This window comes from Streptomyces argenteolus (assembly GCF_042902585.1).
GTDB lineage: Bacteria > Actinomycetota > Actinomycetes > Streptomycetales > Streptomycetaceae > Streptomyces > Streptomyces argenteolus.
Genome location: NZ_JBIBEG010000022.1, coordinates 1 through 22220 on the forward strand (window position 1 = coordinate 1; position 22220 = coordinate 22220).

A 22220-nucleotide genomic window follows, 5' to 3' on the forward strand; every position below is an offset into this window, starting at 1 on the left:
CCACTCCCCCGACAACTGCCGGGCCACGACGAAGGCCCGTGCCGCCGCGGGGCGGGGCGGCGGCACGGGTGACGCGTCCCGGCCACCGGGGGAGGCAGGCCGACCGCGAGTGGGAGCCCGTGAACACATCGGAACACCCACCGCACAGAACGGCACCGGACCGCAACCGGTTCACCCCCCGCACGAGTTCCCTCAGCACATGAAGGTGCGGGATCCACCGGCGCCGGTGAAGGCGCGACAGCGGTGGGGAAAGGCCGGCCGCCCCTCCCTGTGCCCCTGACAGCCTCCGGTGACCGGGAGCGGGCGCCGCCACCTCAGGCCGTCTCCCCGTTGCCGGCCCGACGGGCAGCCTGGGTACGACCTGGGACACCACCGGCCCGCTTCTCGCCGGCCGCGTGGCTCATACCCTCGGCGGCTCCGCTGCCGGCGCTCTCCACTGGTCGGCCGGGACCGAATGCGCGCCCCCCGCCCCGTCCGGTTCACCGGCACCCTGCACGCTCCGCATCCCCGTCTCTGACGTGGAGGGAAGGTCGAAACCGGTGGTGGCCACCGGTTCCGGTGCGGGCAGAGCGGCCAGCACCTCACGGACCGCAGCGGGTTCCACCATCACGCTGACCGGGCCGGAAGGATTGAGGTACAGCAGGTGCCCGTCCTCGACCTCCTCCAGGAAGCTCGCGTCCACGCGCCGTAGCTCGTAACCCCATCGCCCACACGTGTGCAGGTAGACGGGCGAGGTGAAGACCGGGACGACCGGGGTGCCGTCAGGGCTGGTGGCGGCGAGCAGTCTCCCACCGGGACCGGTCAGTACCGCGACCTCATGGTTGAGCAGAGCCCTGGGCACTGCCTCGCTCGATCCGTAACCGGTCGCGGCCAGTTGCACCGCCCGGTCCACCTCGTCCTCCGGTTCGGGCCAGTCCAAGGCGCCCGGGGACGGCTGGTAGTCGGGGTTGTCCTGCCATTCGACGATCTCGCCGTGCGCACCGGAGCGCCACCAGCCCACAACCGCCCACTCGGGCGGCTCACCCTCACCCAGCCACAGGGGATCCACCATGCGGAGCCAGCCGTCGGGCCTCAGCGGGCCGGCCTCCCGAGCGCTGTCGGGGCCGGTGCCTTCGGCCGAGACACCCTTGACCCCGAAGACGTCGCTCGAGGCCGTGGGCACGCCGCTGAAGTTCTCACTCATCATCGTCCTCACTCGGTGGATCGGTGCATACAGTGGCTCCGCATGTCCGAGGGCGAGGGAGGGATACGACTCCCAGCGCCCCCTTTCGAGGCGCGCACGGTGACGGTGTGCACCGCCGCGCTCGCCTCTTGCCACCCTGCGTCGTGGCCGTCCGCCGTCCTGCGGAGCTGGTTCCACCGGCCGCCGGAGCCGAACATTCCTGGTGGCGCGGTACGGCCCTCGTCACCGCTTGCCCCCTCCGCACCCTCCGGTGGTGCGGGCCCGGCCCGCCACCGCCTCCGCCCGGTCGAGGTCGGGCCCGGTGGGCAGCATCGTCAGCAGGTAGCCGGGCAACCGCCGGGTGTCGCCGGCGTCGTAGCCGAGGGCGGTGGCGGCCTCGGCGCTCACCACCCGGTACTTCACACCGCTGTCGGTGACCAGGAAGGTGGTGTCGCCGAGGGCCCCGCCGCCCATCCCGACCGCGCGGACGAGCACGCCCGCACCAGGCCGCACGGTGACCGCGTCCACCGTGAGGCAAGCCGGTTCGGCCTCCCGGCCGGGCGGCTGGGCGGGCATGCCCAGGGCCGTCACCGGCAGAAGGGAGACGGCTGTGCGGACGGAGGAGCCGGACGACTCGGTCTCCGCGCACAGCGCCTGCCCGGCCTCCGCGGCGAGGATCGTGGGCGGGGCGTCGGGCCATTCACCGTCGTCCCCGAGAGGGCCGGGAGAGGTGGCCCGGTGACCGGTGAGAGCCCCGGCGCCGAGCCGGACGGCCTGCGGGGTGCGACCGTCGTACGCGGTGGTGCGGGTGCGTGGGTCGGCCAGTACCAGGGCGGTGCGGGTCGCGGTGAGCGGCGTCAGGCCGTCCTGGGTGAGTAGGTGGTACTGGGGATCGGAGCCGGGCACGTCGACCCGGAAGACCTGCCCGACCTTGGTCGTGTGGCCGTCCAGCCGTGGTCCGGCCGCGCCGCGGCCGGGGATGTCCGGCGGAGCAAGGTCGGGGCCCTGCGGGAGGGCGTTGAGGAAGGCGAGGGAGACCGGGCGGGGCGCGAGGGCGCTGTAGCCGAGGGCGTCGAGTGCGCCGGTGTCGCGGTCGAGCCGTAGCCGGGTGCCCTGCCACAGCAGCCATACGGTGTGGTCGGGTCCGCTGACCAGGGCGCCCTGCCCGGAGCCCAGTCCTCGGGCGCCGTCGATGCCGTCGGTCGAGCCGGCGCCGACGGCGAGGGTCGTCCCGGGGACGGTGGTGTGCTTGGTGACGGACACGGTCGCGCACACCCGCCAGGGGTCGGTGTCCAGATCCGCCGGGTTCGGCAGGGTGTCCGGGGCGCCGGGGAGGCCGACAGGTGCGCCGTGCGGGGCGTGCCGGAGCGAGGCGCTGCCGACGGAGACCGTCTTCATGTCGGCGCCGGAGATGAGCCGGGCCGAGGCGTAGTTGCGCACCGGGCGCAGCCGTCCGTCGAGGTAGAGGTAGGAGGCGCCGGTGCCCTCGTCGACCACGAAGGCACCGGAGGCTCTCCAGGAGTCGTTGCCGCCGGGCCGCAGCAGCCCGAGGACGAATGCTCCGGCGCACACCAGGATCGCGATGATGACGCCGATCAGGGCGCCGCGGTTGGTGCGGCTGGTCGGGCTTTCCGGATCGTCGGGTTCGGCACGCAGCATGGCCGAGGTCAGTCGGCCCATCACGAACATGTGGGCTTGGACCTGGTCGCGTTTGTTCCGCATGGGGGGTCGTCCTCGTTCAGCCGTTGAGCCCGCGGAGCAGGCCGTACACGCCGACCGTCCAGAGCATCAGCGGGATCAGAGCGATCGCGGCCAGGGAGTGCAGGAGTTCGGCGGCTCGACCCCAGTACGGCAGCAGTCGACGGCCCGGCACAGTCCAGGAGGCGATCATCAGGGCGGCGGCGAGGGCGAGCAGCGCGGCGCACAGAAGAAGCCGGTTCTCGGTGTCCGGCACTCCGCGCGCCGGGCCGTACAGCAGCAGCGCTGTGCCGAAGGCTCCCGCCGCGGTGAGTGCCAGCCGCTGCCAGACGTTGCCCAGGCCCCGGCTGTGCAGGAGCAGGAGTACGCAGAGCGCCGCCGCGGTCCAGACCCCGGAGGCCGTGGGGCGAGCGAGGAGCCCCGCGAGACAGGGCAGGCAGATCAGGCCGATCGCTCCGTAGAAGGCGGTCATCCAGCCGTCCGCCTGGACCGACCGGTCGCGGACCGCGTCGGGCGGGTACGGGTCGATGCCCTCCTGAAGCTGTTGGGCATTGGTAGGGAGCGGAGGCATCCGCATTCCGGCGAGGCGGAAGGACAGCGAGGGCACGAAGCCGCCGAAGAGCACCACGGTCACCGAGACCACTCCGGCTGCCTCCCTGATGGTCAGTCCGGACAGCAGCAGTACCGCCGCCAGCGCCCCGGCTGTCGCGGTCACGGCGACACCGAGGAAGAGGGCCGGGTACGTCCCGACCGCCGCGAGCGCGAGCACGGCGGCACCGGCGGTGGCGGCGGAAGCTGCCAGGAGGGCGCTGCCGTCGGCCGCCGTGCCTCCGGGGAGCAGCCAGCCGGCCAGTGCGAAGTATCCCGTGGCGGCCAGGCCCAGCACCGAGCCGGCCTCGGCGTCGCCGACCGCGCGGGAGGCGGATGCGGCACCGGCGATGAGCAGCAGAGCGGTGGCCGCCGCGGCGACCGCCCGCAGCCAGCCTGCCGGTCCGGGCTGGATCAGCACGATGAGGCCGAGGGCCAGGGTGGTGGCGCCCAGGCCGTACAGCAGCCGACGGCCGGCCGTCGGGCTCCAGCCGTGCGGCCTGTCCTGCATCGCCGTGGAGATGCCGTCGACCAGATCGTCGAGGGCTACCTCGGGCAGCACGTCGGCGCGCGGCCGCAGATACAGGACCACCCCGTCACGCAGGCCGAGCGCAGCCAGGGTGCTCTCCGGGTCGAGCGGCGGGCCGCCGAGGCGCTGGAGCGTCCAGCCTTCGTGCTCGGTGCCGGTCTCCCCCAGGTCGTCGCCGCCGTATCCGACGAGCGTGGGCAGGAGGTCGGCGACGGGCACGTCGACGGGTACGGCGAGGTCGATGGTCCGGGCGGGGGCACGTACGGTCAGCCGGCACAGGGCGGCCGACGTGGTGTCAGTCATGAGTCGTTCGCGCTTCCTGGCAAACCGCTTGTGCGCGGTGCGGAAATTTCGGTGCGGCGCACCGGCCGTCCACCGACGGATTGCGGCATTGCCGCATGGCCTCTGAGTCTGACGGCCGTTCGAGCCTATCGCCAAAAAAACACGCTGCGGGAAAACGCTCCTCACGGAAGGGATGCCGGTGTTCTCCTGGCGCGGTTCACGGGTGTGTATTGCGGACGATTTTCCGGATTCGCGGTAGGGAGCGGTCCGGCTTTCCCTGCGGGAGCGCGTCCCGCTTGGTCCCCGCTTTCCGGCGCGTTCGTTCCCCGCGCTTGTCCCTTCCGTTCCAGCCGTTTGTCCGTATGCCCCCTGCCCGCTTTCCGCGGACGTTCAGGAGAGCCGTCCGGCTACGGCAGGATCGGGCCCCGTCGGGGAAGCACGGCTGCACGGCGGTCCGCCCGATCACTGTCACCGAGGAGGCCCGCGTTGAGCGTCATCCCGTTCCGCAGGCCCGCGCGTCGCCGCGGTCCTGACATGCCTTCGGGGGAGATGACTCTCCAAGAGCCACCGGGCCTGCCGGAGGTGCAGCCGGACACCTCTTCGGTGTGGACGTATCTGCCCATGGCACTCATGTCCGTGTCGATGATGCTGATGTACATGCGCGGCGGCACCGGCCAGTCGGGCTCCAACGGTTTCCTGTACATCGCGCTCGGCATGATGGTGCTCGGCGCCGTGGTGATGATCGTCGGCCAGGCGATGCGGCGGAACGCGGAGCGGAAGCAGATGCTGAAGGGCGAGCGCCGTGACTACCTGCGCTATCTGTCCCAGACCCGGCGCAAGGTGCGCTCCACCATCGCGCAGCAGCAGCGGGCGCTGGCCTGGCGGCATCCGCACCCGGACGCACTGGCCTCCCTGGTGTCCAGCACCCGGTTGTGGGAACGCCGCAACAGCGACGAGGACTTCGCGGAGGTCCGGGCCGGGATGGGGCAGCAGAGCATGGCAGTCAAACTGCTCGCGCCGTCCGGTACGCCGGTGGAGGACATGGAACCGCTCACAGCGCACGCGCTGCGCAGTTTCATCCGGGCCTACTCCACCGTCCCCGACCAGCCCATCGCCGTCTATCTTCGCGCCTGGTCGAAGGTGCTGTTGCGGGGCGAGGACGAGACGGCCCGCGCTTTCGTGCGGTCCCTCCTCGCCCAGCTCGCGCTCTTCCACTCCCCCGAGGACCTGTGGATCGCGGTGTGCGTCTCCGACGAGCGGCGGGCGGAGTGGGAGTGGGCCAAGTGGCTCCCGCACACCTTGCATCGCCACGAGAGCGACGGGGCGGGTCCGGCACGGCTGATCGCGTCGGCCTTCGGCGAGCTGGAGAACCTGCTGGGCGGGGAGTTCCAGGATCGTCCCGCGGCCGACCCGGAAGCTCCGGTCGGACGGGAGGAGCCGTTCGTCGTGGTCGTGGTCGACGGCTGCCCGGCACCGACAGGGCACCGCTTCGACGGCATGGGCTTCCGCAACGCAGTGGCGATCGACGTGGGCGGTTCCCTGGCCTGGCGGCCCGGACGCACGACGTTGCGCCTGGAGGTGACGGCGGACGAACTGTCCCTGGTCCGCACCGACCGGGACCGCCGGGAGCAGACCACGCCGCTGGGCACACCGGACCGACTCGGTCCGGTCGGGGCTCTGGCGCTGGCCCGGCTGCTGGCCCCGTACCGCATGAATACCGGCGCGGTGGACACCTCCCAGCCCTTCGCCGAGGTGGAACTGACGAGCCTGCTGGGCATCGCCGACCTGGAGCGGTACGAGCCGGCGGAGGTCTGGGCGCGGTTCAGCGGCAACGCCAGGCTGCGGGTGCCGATCGCGGTCAGCGCGGAAGGCCGGCCGGTGGAACTGGACATCAAGGAGTCGGCGCAGGGCGGCACCGGACCGCACGGCATGCTGATCGGCGCCACCGGCTCCGGCAAGAGCGAACTGCTGCGCACTCTGGTGCTGGCCCTGGCGATGACCAACTCCTCCGAGACGCTCAACTTCGTGCTGGTGGACTTCAAGGGTGGCGCCACCTTCCTCGGCCTGGACGAACTGCCCCACACCTCCGCGGTCATCACCAACCTCGCGGACGAGGTGGCGCTGGTCTCCCGGATGCAGGACGCGCTGCACGGTGAACTGATCCGCCGCCAGGAGCTCCTGCGGTCGGCAGGCAACTACACCTCGGCGCTGGAGTACGAGAAGGCACGGGCGAACGGCACCCCGCTGCAGCCGTTGCCCAGCCTGTTCGTGGTGGTGGACGAGTTCAGCGAACTGCTGTCGACCCACCGCGAGTTCATGGACCTGTTCGTGATGATCGGCCGCCTCGGGCGCAGTCTCGGGGTGCACCTTCTGCTGGCGTCGCAACGCCTGGAGGAAGGCCGCATCCACCAGCTGGAGGGCCATCTTTCGTACCGCATCGGGCTGCGGACCTTCTCCGCGATGGAGAGCCGGGGCGTGCTCGGGGTGCCGGACGCGTACGAACTGCCCTCCGAGCCGGGCAGCGGCTACCTCAAGAGCGGTGTGGACGCGCTGACCCGGTTTCGTGCGGCATACGTCTCCGGGCCCCATCGGCGGCGCCGGGGCCCGGTCGCACAGGCCCGGGTGGCCAGCCAGGTGGTGCCCTGGTCGTCGGGGTGGGTGGTGCCCCGCTCCCCGGCGGACGACGGCGCCGCTCCCGAGCCCGAGACTCCTGAGACCGGCGAGGAGGAGACGGGCGGGACCTTGCTGTCCATGGCACTGGACCGGCTGCGCGGTTCGGGTCCTCCGGCTCACCAGGTGTGGCTGCCGCCGCTGGACGTGCCGCCGACGCTGGACCAGGTGCTGCCGCCTCTCGCGCCGGACCCGGACCACGGCCTGACGACCGTCGGCTGGGCCGGGCGGGGACGGCTGACGGTACCGGTCGCCATCGTGGACCGTCCGTTCGACCAGCTGCGCGACCTGATGACGGTGGATCTGTCGGGTGCAGGCGGCCACGTGGCCATCGCCGGCGGTCCGCAGAGCGGCAAGAGCACCTTGCTGCGGACGTTGATCGCCGCGTTGGCGCTCACTCACACGCCGCGCGAGGCGCAGTTCTACTGCCTGGACTTCGGCGGCGGCTCGCTGGCCGGGCTCGCCGGGCTGCCCCACGTGGGCGGCGTCGCCGCCCGGGTGGACGCCGAGCGGGTGGGCCGCACCGTGGCTGAGGTGAACGCAGTGCTGACCAAGCGGGAACGGTTCTTCCTCGAGCACGGCATCGACTCGATGGCCACCTACCGCCGGCGGCGCACAGCCGGGGAGTTCGCCGACGAGCCGCACGGCGATGTGTTCCTGGTGGTCGACGGGTGGCAGACCGTACGGCAGGACTTCGACCGGCACATCCCCACCTTCAACGCGCTGGCCTCCCGCGGCCTGAACTACGGCGTGCACCTGATCGTCACCACCGCACGCTGGATCGAGCTGTCGGCGGCGGTCCGCGATCAGGCCGGCACCCTGCTGGAGCTGCGGATGGGCGATTCGATGGACTCGCAGATCGACTCGCGCAAGTCCGCCGCGCTGCCCCGGGTTCCCGGCCGTGGTCTGACCGCGGAGAAGCTGCATTTCCAGGCGGCGCTGCCGCGCATCGACGGCGTCGAGGAGGCCGAGGACCTGGCCGAAGGCGTGGAAGGCCTTGTCGCGGCGGTCACTGAGAGCTGGACGGGGCCGGTCGCACCGCCCGTGCGGATGCTGCCGGTCACTCTGTCAGCGGCCGAGCTGCCCGAGCCGGAGCTGGGCGAGTACAACCTGCGCATCCCCCTGGGCGTGGACGAGAACGAACTCGGCCCGGTCTGGCACGACTTCGCGGAGAACCCGCATCTGCTCGTGGTAGGGGACACCGAGTGCGGCAAGACCAACCTGCTACGGCTCATAGCCCAGGGCATCACCACCCGCTTCACCCCGGCCGAGGCCCGCATCATGACCGTCGACTACCGGCGGGAGCTGGTCGAGGCGATCCCGGAGGAGTACCGGCTCGGGCACGCCGTCTCCATGGACGGCCTCAACGAGTTCGTGGAGGGCGCCGCCCGGGCGATCAAGCAACGAGTGCCCGACGGGGACATCACGCCGTCCCGGATGCGGCAGTGCGACTGGTGGTCCGGGCCCAGGCTGTTCATCCTGGTCGACGACTACGACATGCTCGGCACCGGCCCGATGGCCCAGCCGTTCTCTCCGCTCCACGATCACTTCGCGCTCGGCCACGAGGTCGGCCTGCACATGATCGTGGCGCGATCCGCCGCCGGCGCCGGGCGTGGAATCAACGAGTCGATGCTGCGCCGGCTCCAAGAGGTCAACACGCCGGCGCTGCTCATGTCCTGCCCGCCCAGCGAGGGTTACCTCTTCGACAACGTCAAGGGCCGCCCTCTGGTACCCGGCCGGGCGCTGCGCATCGCCCGCCGAAAGGCGGTGCAGATCCAGACGGCACTCCTGGACGGCGAGGCCGCACGGTGAGCGCGCACATCCGGCCGAACACGGAACGGGTGCATGGCCGTTGGACGCATAGCTGGTTCCTTCTTGTCCGGCATGCCGGCATGAACGCGCTGTCGCAGCGAGCGGGAGGCTCGCGACATGGTCTAGTCGACGCCGGGCGGGGTCCAACGGCGTGCGCGCCCCCGCGGCACCACCACGGCCATCGCGCCGAGGAGCACGATGAGCGCCAGGCACGCTCCGGCCACGAGAAGCGCCGTGTCGCGAGGGCCGGTCTCGGAGGGCTCGGGTGCCGGGGCGGGCAGCTCGGTGAGAGCGGCGGTGCCACGGTCCGCACCGGTTTCCCCGCGCAAGGAGAGCGCGGCATACGGGTCGAGCCGGGGCACGTCGGCCGGATACGCGGTGTGCAGGAGTCTGCCGACGACCTCCGCAGGGCTCAGGTCGGGGTGATGTTCCCGGACCAGTGCGGCAGCCCCGGCGGCGTTGGCCGCGGCGAACGACGAGCCGGATGCTATGTAGTGGCCGTCGCCTCCCGGGCCGGAACCGACCACTCCGTCGCCGGGCGCGGCCAGGTCAGGGCGGTAGGCGGCCGGAGCGCCGGAGGGCCGGGTGCCGGACGGCCCGAAGTCCACCACCGACAGCACCTGGGGGGCGGCGGCCGGCCAGTACGGACCGCTCGGCTGCGGGGTGTCCGCAGGGCCGGTCTCCTGTTCGGGCAGGGCGTCCGGGGCTGCCGGGGCGACGACCAGGGCCCCCCGGCCGGTTGCGTACGAGACCGCGCCGGTCAGTTCGACGCGGCCTGTGGGCAGGGCGGCACCTGTGTAGATGACGTCGGCTCCCCGGTCGGCGGCCTGGCGGATACCGGCGGCGACCAACGCGGCGGAGGGCACCCCCCGGGCATCGGTGCCGGGCAGCGACAAGACCGTCGCGGCGGGTGCCACCCCGATCACACCGCTGTCCTTCCGCGGCTCGGCAGCGATCAGACTCGCGGCGAAACTCCCGTGCCCGAGACAGTCCGTGGTGCTGCCGGTGACGCGGCCCGACAGTCCGGCGGTGCCCGGTGCCACGCCGGAGTCGACCACCGCGACGGTCACCCCGCTCCCCCGGGCGAGTCGCTGGGCACGGGTCAGCCCGAGTGCCGGAACGGCCCAGGTGCCACCGGCGGCGGTCTGCTCGGAGGGAGCGGTGCACGGCCTGCCTTCGCCGAGCCGAACCGGCAGCGGGGGCAGCACAGTGACGTCGCGTCCGGCGGCGGGGGACGGTGAGGGCGCCGCGGCGGCCCCAGCGGTGGGCGCGAGCGCGGCGACGGCCGCGAGGGCGGTCAGCAGACCTCTCATGGAGCTTCGCATGGCGTGCATGATAGGCACACAGCGGTGACCGCCCGGCGCGCAACAGGGCCGGTCACAGGCGGAGTTGACGTTCAACTCACGCTCTCCTGGCTCGCTGCCCCACAGTGTCGTCCCGTGCGGGACAGGACGTGTCCCGAAAGGGACGACAGGTGGCCCTCAAGGGACAGATTCGGGTCCGTACCCGTCGGCCGGGCACGCGTCGCCGTTGCAGCAGTACGGGTTGTTCGTGCAGTATCCGCGTCCCGGTCCCGGGTGGCGGCGATGATGACCAGGAGGTTCGAGGCGCGTGTCACGGCAGTTGCTCACGGTCTCTCCCGACCGACCGGGTGACGCCCGGACCATTGGCGAGGCGCTCACCAAGGCACGCACCGGCGCGGTGATCCGGGTGGCGGCCGGTCGCTACCCGGAGAATCTGGTGATCAGGACGCGGGTGACCATCGTCGGCGAGGGCGATCCCGGCCAGGTGGAGATCTGCCCGCGCCGGGGCGGCGCGGTGAGCCTGATGGCCGATGCGGTTCTCCTGACCAACCTCGCGCTGCGGGGGAACGACAAGGACACCGCCGTGGTGGACGTCCCGTCAGGCCAGGCGGCCCTTGATCGCTGCACCGTCACCGGTGCGGGCTGGGCGGCCGTGCTGGTGCGCGGCACCGGCTCGCTGGCAGCGCGCGACTGCCGGGTGAGCAACCCGGGGGGTGCCGGCCTCGTGGACACCTCCGAGACCGGCAGCGTGATCGAGGACACGGTGTTCGAGAATTTCGGCACGTCGGCCGTGGTGATCGGTGAGACCGGCCGGCCCACCGTACGCAACTGCCGGATCCGTGGCGCCCGAGGAAACGGAGTGCTGGCCAACGGCGAGGCGCAGGGCACCGTCGACAACTGCGACGTCTCCGGCTGCGACAAGCCCGCCATAGCGCTGGAGGGGAACAGCTCGACCCGGGTGCTGCGTACCACCGTGCACGACACAGCCGTCGGGCTTCTGATCGCCAGCGTCTCCCGACCGGAGATCGACGACTGCCGGTTCGAGGCGATCGGCGAGAACGCCGTCGTCATCACCGGGGGCGCCGATCCGTATCTGCGGCACTGTGTCACCCGGCGCACCAAGGGCAGCGGGCTGCTGGTCATCGACCGCTCCAGGGGCGTCCTGGAGAAGTGCTCCTTCGAGGGCGCGGGCGAACCGGCGATCCGGGTCACCGAGCACAGCGCCCCGCTGCTACGGGAGACGTCGGTGCGCGACTGTACGTACGAGGGCGGGTCCGTGGTGATCGCCGACGGCTCCACCGCGGAATTCGACCGGCTGAGCGTCACCGGCGCCGCCGGGGTGGGGGTGGCCGTCTCCTCGGCGGCCGACCCGTTGCTGCTGCGTGCCACGGTCACCGGTGCGGAGGGACATGGGGTCGACATCACCGACGGCGGACGCGGACGGCTGGAGCACTGCCGGATCGAGGCGGCCGGCGGCGCGGCACTGCACCTCGGCGACGGTGCCGAGCCCACAGTGAGCGACACCTTGCTGCGGGCCGCCGGCCGCTCCGGCGTGGTGTTCGGCGAAGGCGCCCTGGGCACCCTGCGGGACTGCGAGATCACCGGCAGCGCGGACTCCGGCGTCACCGTGCGTGAGCGCGCCGAGGCACGGCTGGAACACCTGCTGATCGAGGGGTCCGGCATCCACGGTGTCCACCTGATGGACGGCGGCCGGGCCGAGCTGACCGGCTGCACCGTCACCGGCAGCGCCGGCGACGGCATACGGGTGGACACCGTCCGGGAGGTCACCCTGACCTCCTGCTCGGTGCGCGAGAATCAGGGTGCGGGCCTGCGTCAGAGCCGTTCCGGCGACCAGCTGACCGTGGAGAATCTCGCCAGCGCGGACAACCTCGTCCCGGATGCCTGGGGCGAGAGCGCCGAAACCGGCACGTCCGGCACGTCCGGCGCCGGCGGCAGGGGGGGTGCCGAGCCGACTGGGCCGATGGAGGAACTGGATTCCCTCGTCGGCCTGGAGAACGTCAAACACCAGGTGCGCACCCTGGTCAATCTCAACCAACTCGCCGAGCGCCGCCGACGACTGGGCATGCCTGTGCCGTCGATGAGTCGGCACCTGGTCTTCGCGGGACCCCCTGGTACCGGCAAGACCACGGTCGCACGGCTGTACGGTGCGATCCTGGCTGACCTGGGGGTCCTGCGCAGCGGGCATCTCGTCGAGGTGGCCCGTGCAGACCTGGTCGCGCAAGTCATCGGTGGGACCGCCATCAAGACCACCGAGGCGTTCACCAGCGCGCTGGGCGGCGTGCTCTTCGTCGACGAGGCGTACACCCTCACCCCGGATGGCGGCGTTTCCAACGACTTCGGCCGCGAGGCCGTCGACACCCTGCTGAAACTCATGGAGGACCACCGCGACGACGTGGTGGTCATCGTCGCCGGCTACTCAGAACAGATGCAGTCCTTCCTCACCGCCAACCCGGGCCTGGCCTCGCGGTTCACCCGCACCATCGAGTTCGCCAACTACTCGGTGGACGACCTCGTCACCATCACCGAGAACATGTGCGCCCGGCACCGCTACGAGCTGGGCCCGGGCACTGTCGAGGCGCTGGCCGCCCACTTCGACGGCATGACCCGGGATGCCACCTTCGGAAACGGCCGCGCAGCCCGAGGGGTGTTCGAGGACATGATCGATCGGCAGTCGTTCCGGCTGGCGGCGATGACCGACATCGGGGAGACGGACCTGACGTTGCTGCTGCCGCAGGACGTCGGAGACGCGACGGCGGACGCCGGTGGGAGCGGGAGCGGCGAAGCCGAGCCGAGCCCTCTGGAGCGGCTGGAGACCATGGTGGGCCTGACGGCGGTCAAGAGCGAGGTCACCGACCTGGTCAGCCTGTTGTCCAACGCCCGGCAGCGCGCGGCTGCCGGGCTGCCCGCCCCGCGGATCAGCCACCACCTTGTCTTCACCGGACCACCCGGTACCGGCAAGACCACCGTGGCACGGCTGTACGCCGAACTGCTGCACTCTCTCGGCGTGCTGCCGCGGGTGAACCTGGTGGAGGTGGCCCGTGCCGACCTGGTGGGTCAGTACGTCGGCCACACCGCGCAGCTCACCAAGGCGGTGTTCACCAGCGCGCTGGGCGGGGTGCTCTTCATCGACGAGGCGTACACCCTCACTCCTGAGGGGGCCTCCGGGAACGACTTCGGCCGCGAAGCCATCGACACCCTGCTGAAGCTGATGGAGGACCACCGCGACGACGTCGTGGTCATCGTGGCCGGTTACACCGAGGAGATGGAGCGCTTCCTCGCTTCCAACCCCGGGCTTGCCTCACGGTTCTCACGCACCGTGGAATTCGAGAACTACAGCACCGACGAACTGGTCACCATCGTCGAGAGGCACGCTGCCGCCTCGGGCTACGAGTGCCGCTCGGACGCGCTCGCCGCGCTGCGTGCGCATGTCGACGCGTTGCCGCGCGGCCGCGCGTTCGGCAACGCCCGGCTCGCCCGCAAGCTACTGGAAAGCATGATCACCCGGCAGGCGCGACGCCTGGCCGCCGTGGAAGGCCCCAGCATCAGTGACCTGCGCACCCTCCTGCCGGAGGACTTCCCGGAGGTCCTGCCTGAGGGCGTGGCCGCGGCGGGTGGGCGGGCAGAACGGAAACGGGTCGTGCTCTGACGAGGGCGTGCGTCACCGTCTTGCCATCGGGCGGAAACCGTCCTGGTGGCAAGACGGTGTGGGACTGACGGTGTCGAGGCGGGCGCGGGCCGGTCGGCTCTCGCGCCCAGGATTCGCTGCCTGACGGTCTTTCGCGGGGCGGCCGGAGTGCAGCGCGGCCTCGCTCGTCCGGGGGCGGTCTCAGGGGGACCGCCCCTCGATCGTGCGACAGCGCCGCAGGTGGTGACAGCGGGCGCGCAACTGCTTGGCGCCGGCGGCGCCGGTTCGACCAGCTCAGTGTGTGACGTCCTGCGCGGTGTCCGCTCAGGTGCGGGGGCGGGCACCACAAGCTGCCAGGAGCCGCCGAACCTCCGCCCCTGACATAGCGGCGAACCTCGTACGGGTCCAGGCCGCACTCGTGCCTCGCGGCCCGGAAGCGCTCCTCGATCGCCCGACGCGTCCCGGCGCCTTGTGCCGGCTCCTGGACGGAGGCCTGATAGGACTCCGGTGGTCGTCCACATGCTCGGGCTGACGGATCATGCAGGCCGCTCGCAGGGCCGTGCTGTGCAGCAAGGCCCTGATGGTGCCGACGGCTTTCAGGCGATCTCCGTCAGGTAGAGGCCGCAGGCACTGCACAACAAACCTACGGCGACCGCTGCGGACGCCAGCAGACGTAGGATGCGCGCCTGGTACCAACTGTGGTACACGAAGGCGGCGGCGGGCAGCTGGAACAGGCCCAGCGCGGTGATGCACCCGAGTAAAGGAAAACAGGGTGCCAGCAACAGACCGGTACCTCCCAGTACTTCCAGCAGACCGATCAGCCGGCATGCCGCCGTGGAGAAACCACACGCGTCGGCGGGGGTGAGCGCCGACCACCGGCCCAGCACCTGCCCTGCCCCACCGGCCAGGAAGAATCCTCCGTAGAGTCCGGTCATCGCCGTCAGTGCGACGTTCACTGTGGTGCATCCTTCTTGTTCGGCTGTCTCAGGTGTCCGGCGACCACAACGTTGCTCCGCCATGGTGGGAACGCTGGCGGACGGGCTGCGGTTCAGCAGGCGCGGCGACGACTGCTTGCATGGCACGCCCCCGGAACGCCCCGCAGCGACATGAGGACGAGACCACCCTGGGTGAACCACCCTGCGCAGTTCCTCGTCAACAGCAGTGACGTCGGGGTGCGCAAGGGCCCTTGCCCGTCGTCAGCCCTGCTGGTTGTTGTGGCGGCAACCAGCAGGGTGGGCCGGCATGGGGTTCATCGAGCAGCCGGCTACGGCGCACGCGGCCGAGCGCCCGGGCCGGCAGGAGCCCCGCACCGGGGCAAGGGGATCGCGAGCCATGCCACGACACCTCCTCGCGGCGACGGCGTGCTGGTGAGCGCGCACGGCTGTCGGGTCCACCCGGCAAGGGTCGACGCCCCCACGGTGAACCCGGCGGTGGTGAACCACGTCCTGGCGACCGTCGTACCTCCAGATGAGAGCGCGCGGTGGTGGCACGAGCACCGTGATGCGGGCGTGCGACCGGCACCCACCTCTCAGGGACGACCTCCCCGGAAGCACCGGCCGCCGTCACGCTCCGCACTCACCCGCGCCCACACCGACACTTACCAGGGAGCTGCTCGACCATGCTTTCCGATGCCCGTAGCGGCAGGCCCCCGATCCCCGTCCTGCTGCACGCAGCCGACCCGTTGTCCGAGGCGGGGGCTCGAGCCCAGCTGGCCGACCAGAAGGCGATCGTCCTGGTCGACGACCGCTCTTACCCCGGAGCGGTTCCCCTGCTGGTGACCGGCTCCGCGGACGACGAGATGGTGGCGCGATGGGGCGCCGGTACCACCCCCAAGGGCCCGCGCGCGGTGCTGGTGACATGCCGGCTGCGGCAGTCGGTCCTGCCGAACCTCGTCACGAGGGGGATCGGCGCGGTGGTGTGGCGTCACGACGCGACCGGCCCCCGAATGGCGCGGGCCGTCACAGCTGTGGCGCGAGGGGAGGCCGACATGCCGGCCGATCTGGTCAGAGCGCTGATGGACCAGATCAGCGGCCTTCCTCAGCCCGCGGGGCGACCGTCCGGGACATCAGCACTCACCGCACGGGAGGTGAACATCCTGCGCAGGGCAGCGGAGGGTGATGAGACCGGAGAGATCGCCGATCGGCTCGGCTACTCCGAGCGCACGATCAAACGAGACCTGCACGAGCTCATGAAACGCCTGCAGTTGCGCACCCGCGCCCATGCCGTTGCGTACGCGATGCGGACCGGCCACCTATGAGAGCACCGTGAGCCGCGCAGGGAGCGCCGGAGGAACGTGACGCCTTCCCATGTGGGAGCCCCAGGATTCGCGAGCACCTTCCTTGAGACGGTGACTACGAGGCCCGTTCCGTCCGTTTCTTGGGGCAGCTCAGGGTAGTGGCCGTGCGTGGCCAGACTTCGGCCCCTCCGCTCGTCGCAGTCCACGTGAGGGATCTTGAGGCCGCACGTGGACCATGGCAGGCTCACGCCGCATGATCGATGAATTCGCGAAGGACAACCTGCACGGACGACTGCGTCGGGATCGCGAGGCGCTGCTCTGGAAGCTCGACGGCTTGTCCGAATACGACGCCCGCCGCCCCTTGACGGCGACCGGGACCAACCTCCTCGGCCTGGTCAAACACCTGGCCGGCGTCGAGGCCAGGTACTTCGGCGAGGTCTTCGACCGTCCTTACCCGGAACCGCTGCCCCGGTGGCAGGACCACGACGGCAGCGATATGTGGGCGGCTGAGGAGGAGACCGTCGATCAGATCATCGCGTCCTACCGGCGTGCGTGGGAACACTCGGACGCGACGATCGACGAGCTTCCCCTCGACGCCCCCGGTCACGTGCCGTGGTGGCCGGAACCTCATCTCCACACGAACCTGTTCGCCATCATGGTCCACGTCCTCGGCGAGACCAACCGGCATGCCGGGCACGCCGACATCCTGCGTGAAGAGATCGATGGCCGAACCGGGATGCGGCCCGAACACGAGATGCGGATCGACGAGGAAGCCCGGGACGCCCACTACGCGAAGATCGAGCAGGCCGCCAGATCGGCCGCATCGATCAAGGCATAGCGTATGCGTAGCGGTATGCGCCGGAATCGTGCGACAGAGCGCCGGCCACGGCGCCCCCTGCCGGTCAGCCACACTTCGAGGTCGGTCGTACTCAACACATCAGCGCAGTGTCGTTCGGATCACCGGCCTGACACCAGGAAGGTGCCTACTGCCGGACTCATTCAGCAGGGCGGCGGCGAGCGCGGAGGTGGTGGAAGCCCTTTACTGCGTACACACCGGCCACAAGCGCGAACCCGACGAACGTGAGCCAGATCAAGGAATCCGCCACCGCGAGCCCCAGTGCCAGGCCACCGAGGAGCAGAAGAGAACCGACGGTGTCCAGGAGGTCGAGACGTACTTGGGAGCGCACCCCGGGGTCGGGCTCGTGCAGTCGGCGGATGACGGGGACGAGGGCGAGAGTCTGCAGGATGACGAGGCCGAGGGCGCCCCAGACGAACCAATCGGGTGTGTACACGGCGCGCACTGTATCGCTCGGGGATGTGTGGACGAGATTCCAAAGAAACGCCCTGGAGCTGCCCCGACGGCTCGCGCCGCACGGCCCCGTCACACCACTGGCAGGCAGCTGATCCGTAAGTGGCTGTTGGCGTTCCGCCCGTGGAGACCGGAGCACCTCCAGGCCGTACGTCTGGTGTACCGCCACCACCGGCGTCCTCGCAGCAGTGCGCAGCTCGTCACCCGAGCGGTGGGAGGCGAGGACGTCCGCAACGGCCGACCGGCGGCCACTGCGAAAAACGCTGGCCGGTCGCCGGAGCCCGGTGATAGACATCCGGGCGTGACGAAGAGTCTTGAGTTCGCCGACCTGCTGCGACTGATCGATGAACGGTCAACCGCCTTCCGTGCCGTGGTCGCCGCCGCGCCCGGTCTCGACGCACAGGTGCCGACCTGCCCTGGGTGGACGCTGTTCGACCTGGTGAAGCACCTGGGTGGGGGAGACCGTTTCTGGGCCGCCATCGTCGGCGCGGGGCCCGCCGACGCGCCCCCCGCAGAGGCCGTCGCCGCGCGCGCCGCTCTGGAAGTGCCGCAGGAGCGTGAGGCCCTGCTGGCCTGGCTGGACGCGTCGACACAGCTTCTGCTGGACGCCCTGCGCGCGGCGGGACCGGAGAGCGGTTGCTGGACGTGGTGGCCCGCGTCGCAGTCACCGCAGACCGCCGGCGGCACCGCCCGGCACCGGGTCCAGGAGACCGCGGTGCATACCTACGACGCCCAGCTCGCCGGGGGCGCCCCGCAGCCGCTGCCCATCGAGCTGGCACTCGACGGTGTGGAGGAGTTCCTGTTCACCGTCTGCGCAACGCCGAGTGCCTGGCCGCACAAGCCCACGGCCTTCGACTTCCACGCCGCCGAGGGCCACTCCTGGCGCCTCACCGTCGACGGCGACGGCGCACGCACCACCCGCATACCTGCCACCGGCGAGGAATCGGCCGCAGCCGGCGCCTCCGTCCGCGGCACGGCCAGTGAGCTGGTCCTCTACCTGTACGACCGGATCCAGGCCGATTCTCTGCACGTTGACGGAGACGCAGGGTTGCTCGACCTGCTCCGCGCCTGGGAGCCGGAGGAGAAGTAGGACGGAACGGGGGCGGTTGTGCCGCGCCTCGAGCCATGTGGGAGGCGATCCGTTCGCAGGCGACCTCTCAGGGACAGACGCTCCGCTGTCGCCGTACGCTCCCATGACACAACTGGCCGCGAGGCCCCGCACAACCAGCCCACCGTCCCAGAGAATCCGTGTCAGGGATGAACCCAATGAGCCCAGGGCTCGTAGAGCGGTATGGATGTCGCCAACGTCAGGGCATGCTGACGTCGGGTTGCCCCCTCTCCTCCCATTGGGGGCAACTTTCCGCGCGACATTCCTGCCCCTGCATGTGGGGATAGGGGTAGGCCGTGGCCCGAGAAGCCCCCGTCGATCGGGTCACGGCACCACCACAGCCACGTCGGCGGAGTCCACGCTTCGGCAGCACCCAGCCAGCCGGGCACCCGCATACGCCGAGCATCCGTCAGGCCGTCCGCGCAGGCAGGCAGGCAGGTGACCGGCCCACACGCCGAGCCCGGCGAGCAGGGCGATGCGCCGGCGACTCCCGCGTGCCGCCACGCACCTCGACAGCTCGCCACAGCCCTCAGGCCACGTACGCGCGCCGCCTATGCTGGGGTCGTGACACCGAGAGCGGGGCAGAGGACGGATCTACGGGCGGATGCCGCGCGCAATCGCGCCCGCGTCCTGCAGGTCGCCCGCGAGCAACTGGCCGCCGGTGACCACTCGCTGCAGTTGAACACCATCGCCCGGATCGCCGGTGTGGGCGTGGGCACGGTCTACCGGCACTTCCCCAACCGTCATGCACTGGTCGAGGCACTCTCGGCGGAACGCTTCCAGGAACTGGTGGGAGAGGCGCAGGGGGCAGCCCGCGCCGAGGACCCGCTTGCGGGCCTGCGCCACCTGCTGCACTTCACTCTCGACCGGGCGCTGGAGGATCCCGACTTCGCGGCCGTGCTGGAGTCGGCGAGCACCGAGGAGACGCAGACCTCGCAAATGAAGGACGAGCTCGACCAAGCCGTCGCAGTCCTGCTGGACCGTGCACGCCGGACTGGTGCCATCCGGAGTGACATCGAGGCCGACGACGTGCGGCGCCTGCTCTGCGGCGTCGAGCACGCCGTGCGCTTCGGAGGCAGCGACCGCCGGGAGCTCTACCTGGGCATCCTGCTCGAGGGCCTACGACCGCCGCACTGACGGCGGTGCAGACGGCGTCCGCGCCGACGGCAGCTGGACGACTTACCTCACTGATTAACCGGATGACTATCCGGTTGTGTTAGCGTGCCCCCACCAAATCGGATAGCCATCCGGTTAATGCGAGGGGTGAGGGGAACAGCCATGAACAGGCGGGCAGTGGTAACGGCCGGAACCGGGGGCATCGGTCTGGAGACCGCGAAAGGGCTAGCGGCGCACGGGTTCAGCGTCACGGTGGTCGGCCGCAACGCCGAGCGAGGCGCGAGCGCCGTCAAGGAGATCGCAGCGGTCGCTACCGGAGGCACCCCGCGCTTCGTGGTGGCCGACCTGGCATCGCTCGAAGAGGTACGTGAACTGGCCGCGCGCCTGGCGGCCGAGGGCCCGCTGAGGGTGCTGGTCAACAACGTCGGCGCGATGTTCGCACAGAGGCAGCAGACCGTCGACGGCATCGAGGCCTCGTTCGCCGTCAATCACCTCTCGCCCTACGTGCTGACCGAACGACTGCTCGACCAACTCCAAGCAGGCGGGCCGAGCCGGATCGTCAACGTCACCTCTGGAGCGGTCAAAGTCGCCAAGCGCACCTTCGACACCGTCGAACCCCCGGGCGGCTACTACGGCTTCCACCGGTACGGCCGGGCCAAGCTCGCCCATCTCATCTACACCCTGCACCTGGCCGAGCGCCTGCGGGGCACCGGCACCACGGTCTTCGCCGCCGACCCCGGCGGCGCCGCGACCGACATGACCAACGGCACGATGACGTCACCCGGGATCGTCTCGCCGCCGCTGCGCTTGCTGTGGCCCCTGGTCCGCCGCACCTTCGAGCGCTCGACCGCCGGCCCGGCCTCCGTCGCCGCCCAGTCCTCCGTCTTCGCCGCCACCGATGCGTCGCTCGACGGGCAGACCGGTCTGGTCATAGGCCCCGAAGCCCGGCCTGTCCCCGCTTTCCGCGGTACCACCGACCCCCGCGCCATCGACGACATCCTCAGCCTCAGCCGACGGCTCGCACCCTTGCATGGTGATCTCGGTGGTCGACCAAGCTGAGCGGACCCCCTAGGCAACTCGGATCACTCAGAAGCGAGTCGACTGCTCATCACTAGGGTCCGGCGTTCCAGGGCCCGGCTCCGCTCTCGGTGCTTCTCCCCCGACCGGGAACTGTTCGCCCGGGCCGGACAGTTCGGTGTCCAGGCAAGGCGGGGGCTCATGCCTCGGCACTCGGCTCGGGGAGTCGACAGATGGCGATGGTGGTTTCGACCCCGTCATCGTGCAGCAGATGGCGCATGCGGGAGGTGTCGAGGTAGGCGGCGTCAAGGGGATGGGCGAGGAGACGCGAGAGCGCAGTGCTGTGCTTGGCCATCGAGCTCCTGCCCGGCATGAAGATCGACAGCTCGTCCCGTGCCTCGAACATCTCTACCTCGATGTCGGCAGGCAGGGCGGCCAACGCGTGCTCTTCCCCCGTGACGGGAACCTTGACCAGCCAGTCGGGATCCTCCCCGGCGAGGATGCGGCTCTTCTGTTCCGGGGTCCCGGAGGCGAGGGCTCGCCATGGGGCCCCTGTCACCAGGGCCCCGCACGACTTCACTGTCTTCGTCAGGTCCTGCACCGTGGCAGTGGTCGCGGCGTCGATCGCGTCCCAGTCGGTGCGGTCGTGCTCGGGCGGCGGGCCGGACACCAGCTTCGAGGCCACGGTCATCTCGCCCACGTGGCGCACCACCGGCTCAGGGGGCGAAGCGAGGAACTCGTGCGCGTCTCTGATTGCCTCGTCCTGTGCCTGACGCTCCCGTCGCACCTCCGTGGCGTGCTGCCGCAGAAGGGACAGAGTCACCTCCGGTTGGTCGAGAGCGCGTCGGACCAGCGTCACGCTCATCCCCGTGCTGCGTAGGACGGTGATCAGCATCGCCCGTTCGACCTGCTCGAAGGTGTAGGAGCGGTAACCGGTCCGCTCATCGACGTCGGCCGGGACAAGCAGGCCTTCGGAGTGGTAGTACCGAAGTGTCTGGGGTGGCAGGCTGCACATCGCGCTGAAATCGCTGATCGACAACATGGAGCCATCCTCGGCCTTGCAGCAACTGCAAGGTCAAATATCAGGGCCTTCGAGGCGTCCAACGTGGTGGGTGTCGGTACCTTGCCTGGCGAAACGACACGGTCGCTCGGGGCGTATGCGGTGGTCCGGGGGTCGGGTGGCTGCTGTGGTGTGTGAGGGTCCGGGTCGTGCTGGCCGGTGTGCGGTGACGGGCGAGACGCCCGCCCGGTGAGGGGGGCGGGCGTCTCGTGTCGGGGAGGGTGGCTGGGCGGTGCCGGTGTGGTGTGCTGCCGGCGGAGTGTGCGTCCGCTGTCGTGGGGGGCTCGGTGGCGGGTCGCGGCCGGTTCACGGTCGTGCCGTGGTGCGGTGGGGGTGTCGCCCGGCTTGCCCGTCCGTGGGTAACGGGCCGGGTGCCGCCTGGTGGCCGGTGGGGTGTGTGCCGGCGGTCACTTGGCGAGGAAGGCGAGCAGGGCGTCGGTGACTTCCTGGGCGTGGGTCCACAGCAGGCCGTGGGGGGCGCCGTCGATGACGACGTACTCGGCCTGCGGGAGCGCCTGGTGGAAGAGTTCTCCGGTGGACTCGATGGGCAGGATGCGGTCGGCGGTGCCGTGCAGGATGAGTGCGGGGACGTCGATCTTGGGCAGGTCGGCGCGGAAGTCGGTGCTCCAGGTGGCCACACAGGCCAGCGAGGCGTACCAGGAGGCGCCGGCGGCGACGTTCCA

15 protein-coding genes are annotated in these 22220 nt (G+C 70.8%); 7 read left to right on the top strand and 8 right to left on the bottom strand.

What is annotated here, in order from left to right; translation table 11 throughout:
• Positions 1-400: 400 nt before the first annotated feature.
• The 3 genes from ACFY8O_RS34145 to eccD form a co-directional block, all read right to left on the bottom strand.
• Positions 401-1183 carry a type VII secretion system-associated protein gene (locus ACFY8O_RS34145; protein ID WP_387909257.1) on the bottom strand — a complete coding sequence of 261 codons (783 nt, stop codon included), beginning with the start codon at positions 1181-1183 and terminating at the stop codon, positions 401-403.
• 222 nt (positions 1184-1405) lie between these two features.
• Positions 1406-2884, bottom strand: a complete 1479-nt coding sequence (eccB, locus tag ACFY8O_RS34150) for a type VII secretion protein EccB (protein ID WP_387909259.1) — start codon at positions 2882-2884, stop codon at positions 1406-1408.
• Between the two features lie 16 nt (positions 2885-2900).
• Positions 2901-4280 (bottom strand): type VII secretion integral membrane protein EccD, encoded by a 1380-nt coding sequence (gene eccD / locus ACFY8O_RS34155; RefSeq protein ID WP_145812890.1) that lies wholly within the window; start codon positions 4278-4280, stop codon positions 2901-2903.
• A gap of 513 nt (positions 4281-4793) precedes the next feature.
• Between eccD and eccCa the strand changes: the two genes are divergently transcribed.
• Positions 4794-8741, top strand: a complete 3948-nt coding sequence (gene eccCa / locus ACFY8O_RS34160; protein WP_387909284.1) for a type VII secretion protein EccCa — start codon at positions 4794-4796, stop codon at positions 8739-8741.
• Positions 8742-8863: 122 nt separating this feature from the next.
• Here eccCa and ACFY8O_RS34165 read toward each other — a convergent pair whose 3' ends face one another.
• A complete protein-coding gene (locus tag ACFY8O_RS34165; RefSeq protein ID WP_387909262.1) occupies positions 8864-10066 on the bottom strand; it encodes a S8 family serine peptidase in 1203 nt (400 codons plus the stop codon).
• A 286-nt stretch (positions 10067-10352) separates the two neighbouring features.
• Here ACFY8O_RS34165 and ACFY8O_RS34170 point away from each other — a divergent pair, with 286 nt between their 5' ends.
• The gene (locus tag ACFY8O_RS34170; protein ID WP_387909264.1) at positions 10353-13712 is read left to right on the top strand and encodes a right-handed parallel beta-helix repeat-containing protein; all 3360 of its coding nucleotides are present in this window, start codon (positions 10353-10355) and stop codon (positions 13710-13712) included.
• A 575-nt stretch (positions 13713-14287) separates the two neighbouring features.
• Here the strand turns inward: ACFY8O_RS34170 and ACFY8O_RS34175 are convergent.
• A complete protein-coding gene (locus tag ACFY8O_RS34175) occupies positions 14288-14647 on the bottom strand; it encodes a DoxX family protein (protein WP_387909266.1) in 360 nt (119 codons plus the stop codon).
• 662 nt (positions 14648-15309) lie between these two features.
• On the opposite strand from ACFY8O_RS34175, the gene ACFY8O_RS34180 reads away from it, so the two are divergent.
• Positions 15310-15948 carry a helix-turn-helix transcriptional regulator gene (locus ACFY8O_RS34180; protein WP_387909268.1) on the top strand — a complete coding sequence of 213 codons (639 nt, stop codon included), beginning with the start codon at positions 15310-15312 and terminating at the stop codon, positions 15946-15948.
• Positions 15949-16180: 232 nt separating this feature from the next.
• Positions 16181-16765 carry a DinB family protein gene (locus ACFY8O_RS34185; protein ID WP_387909270.1) on the top strand — a complete coding sequence of 195 codons (585 nt, stop codon included), beginning with the start codon at positions 16181-16183 and terminating at the stop codon, positions 16763-16765.
• A 157-nt stretch (positions 16766-16922) separates the two neighbouring features.
• Here the strand turns inward: ACFY8O_RS34185 and ACFY8O_RS34190 are convergent, their stop codons facing one another.
• On the bottom strand, positions 16923-17219 hold the full coding sequence (locus ACFY8O_RS34190; protein WP_387909272.1) for a hypothetical protein: 297 nt from the start codon (positions 17217-17219) through the stop codon (positions 16923-16925).
• Positions 17220-17537: 318 nt separating this feature from the next.
• Between ACFY8O_RS34190 and ACFY8O_RS34195 the strand changes: the two genes are divergently transcribed.
• The 3 genes from ACFY8O_RS34195 to ACFY8O_RS34205 all read left to right on the top strand — a co-directional run bounded on the left by ACFY8O_RS34195 (position 17538) and on the right by ACFY8O_RS34205 (position 20519).
• Positions 17538-18326 (top strand): maleylpyruvate isomerase family mycothiol-dependent enzyme, encoded by a 789-nt coding sequence (locus ACFY8O_RS34195; RefSeq protein WP_387909274.1) that lies wholly within the window; start codon positions 17538-17540, stop codon positions 18324-18326.
• Positions 18327-18908: 582 nt separating this feature from the next.
• On the top strand, positions 18909-19481 hold the full coding sequence (locus tag ACFY8O_RS34200) for a TetR/AcrR family transcriptional regulator (protein WP_387909276.1): 573 nt from the start codon (positions 18909-18911) through the stop codon (positions 19479-19481).
• 141 nt (positions 19482-19622) lie between these two features.
• On the top strand, positions 19623-20519 hold the full coding sequence (locus tag ACFY8O_RS34205) for an SDR family NAD(P)-dependent oxidoreductase (protein WP_387909278.1): 897 nt from the start codon (positions 19623-19625) through the stop codon (positions 20517-20519).
• Positions 20520-20676: 157 nt separating this feature from the next.
• Here the strand turns inward: ACFY8O_RS34205 and ACFY8O_RS34210 are convergent, their stop codons facing one another.
• Positions 20677-21519 carry a MerR family transcriptional regulator gene (locus tag ACFY8O_RS34210; protein WP_387909280.1) on the bottom strand — a complete coding sequence of 281 codons (843 nt, stop codon included), beginning with the start codon at positions 21517-21519 and terminating at the stop codon, positions 20677-20679.
• A gap of 425 nt (positions 21520-21944) precedes the next feature.
• The coding region (locus ACFY8O_RS34215) for an alpha/beta fold hydrolase (protein ID WP_387909282.1) at positions 21945-22220 on the bottom strand (276 nt) is incomplete at its 5' end.

Bases quoted from the DNA above. Each gene is read 5' to 3' on its own strand.
- ACFY8O_RS34210 (WP_387909280.1), bottom strand. From the start codon at position 21,519: ATGTTGTCGATCAGCGATTTCAGCGCGATGTGCAGCCTGCCACCCCAG.
- ACFY8O_RS34185 (WP_387909270.1), top strand. From the start codon at position 16,181: ATGATCGATGAATTCGCGAAGGACAACCTGCACGGACGACTGCGTCGG.
- ACFY8O_RS34205 (WP_387909278.1), top strand. From the start codon at position 19,623: ATGAACAGGCGGGCAGTGGTAACGGCCGGAACCGGGGGCATCGGTCTG.
- eccD (WP_145812890.1), bottom strand. From the start codon at position 4,280: ATGACTGACACCACGTCGGCCGCCCTGTGCCGGCTGACCGTACGTGCC.
- eccCa (WP_387909284.1), top strand. From the start codon at position 4,794: ATGCCTTCGGGGGAGATGACTCTCCAAGAGCCACCGGGCCTGCCGGAG.
- eccB (WP_387909259.1), bottom strand. From the start codon at position 2,884: ATGCGGAACAAACGCGACCAGGTCCAAGCCCACATGTTCGTGATGGGC.
- ACFY8O_RS34145 (WP_387909257.1), bottom strand. From the start codon at position 1,183: ATGAGTGAGAACTTCAGCGGCGTGCCCACGGCCTCGAGCGACGTCTTC.
- ACFY8O_RS34180 (WP_387909268.1), top strand. From the start codon at position 15,310: ATGCTTTCCGATGCCCGTAGCGGCAGGCCCCCGATCCCCGTCCTGCTG.
- ACFY8O_RS34165 (WP_387909262.1), bottom strand. From the start codon at position 10,066: ATGCGAAGCTCCATGAGAGGTCTGCTGACCGCCCTCGCGGCCGTCGCC.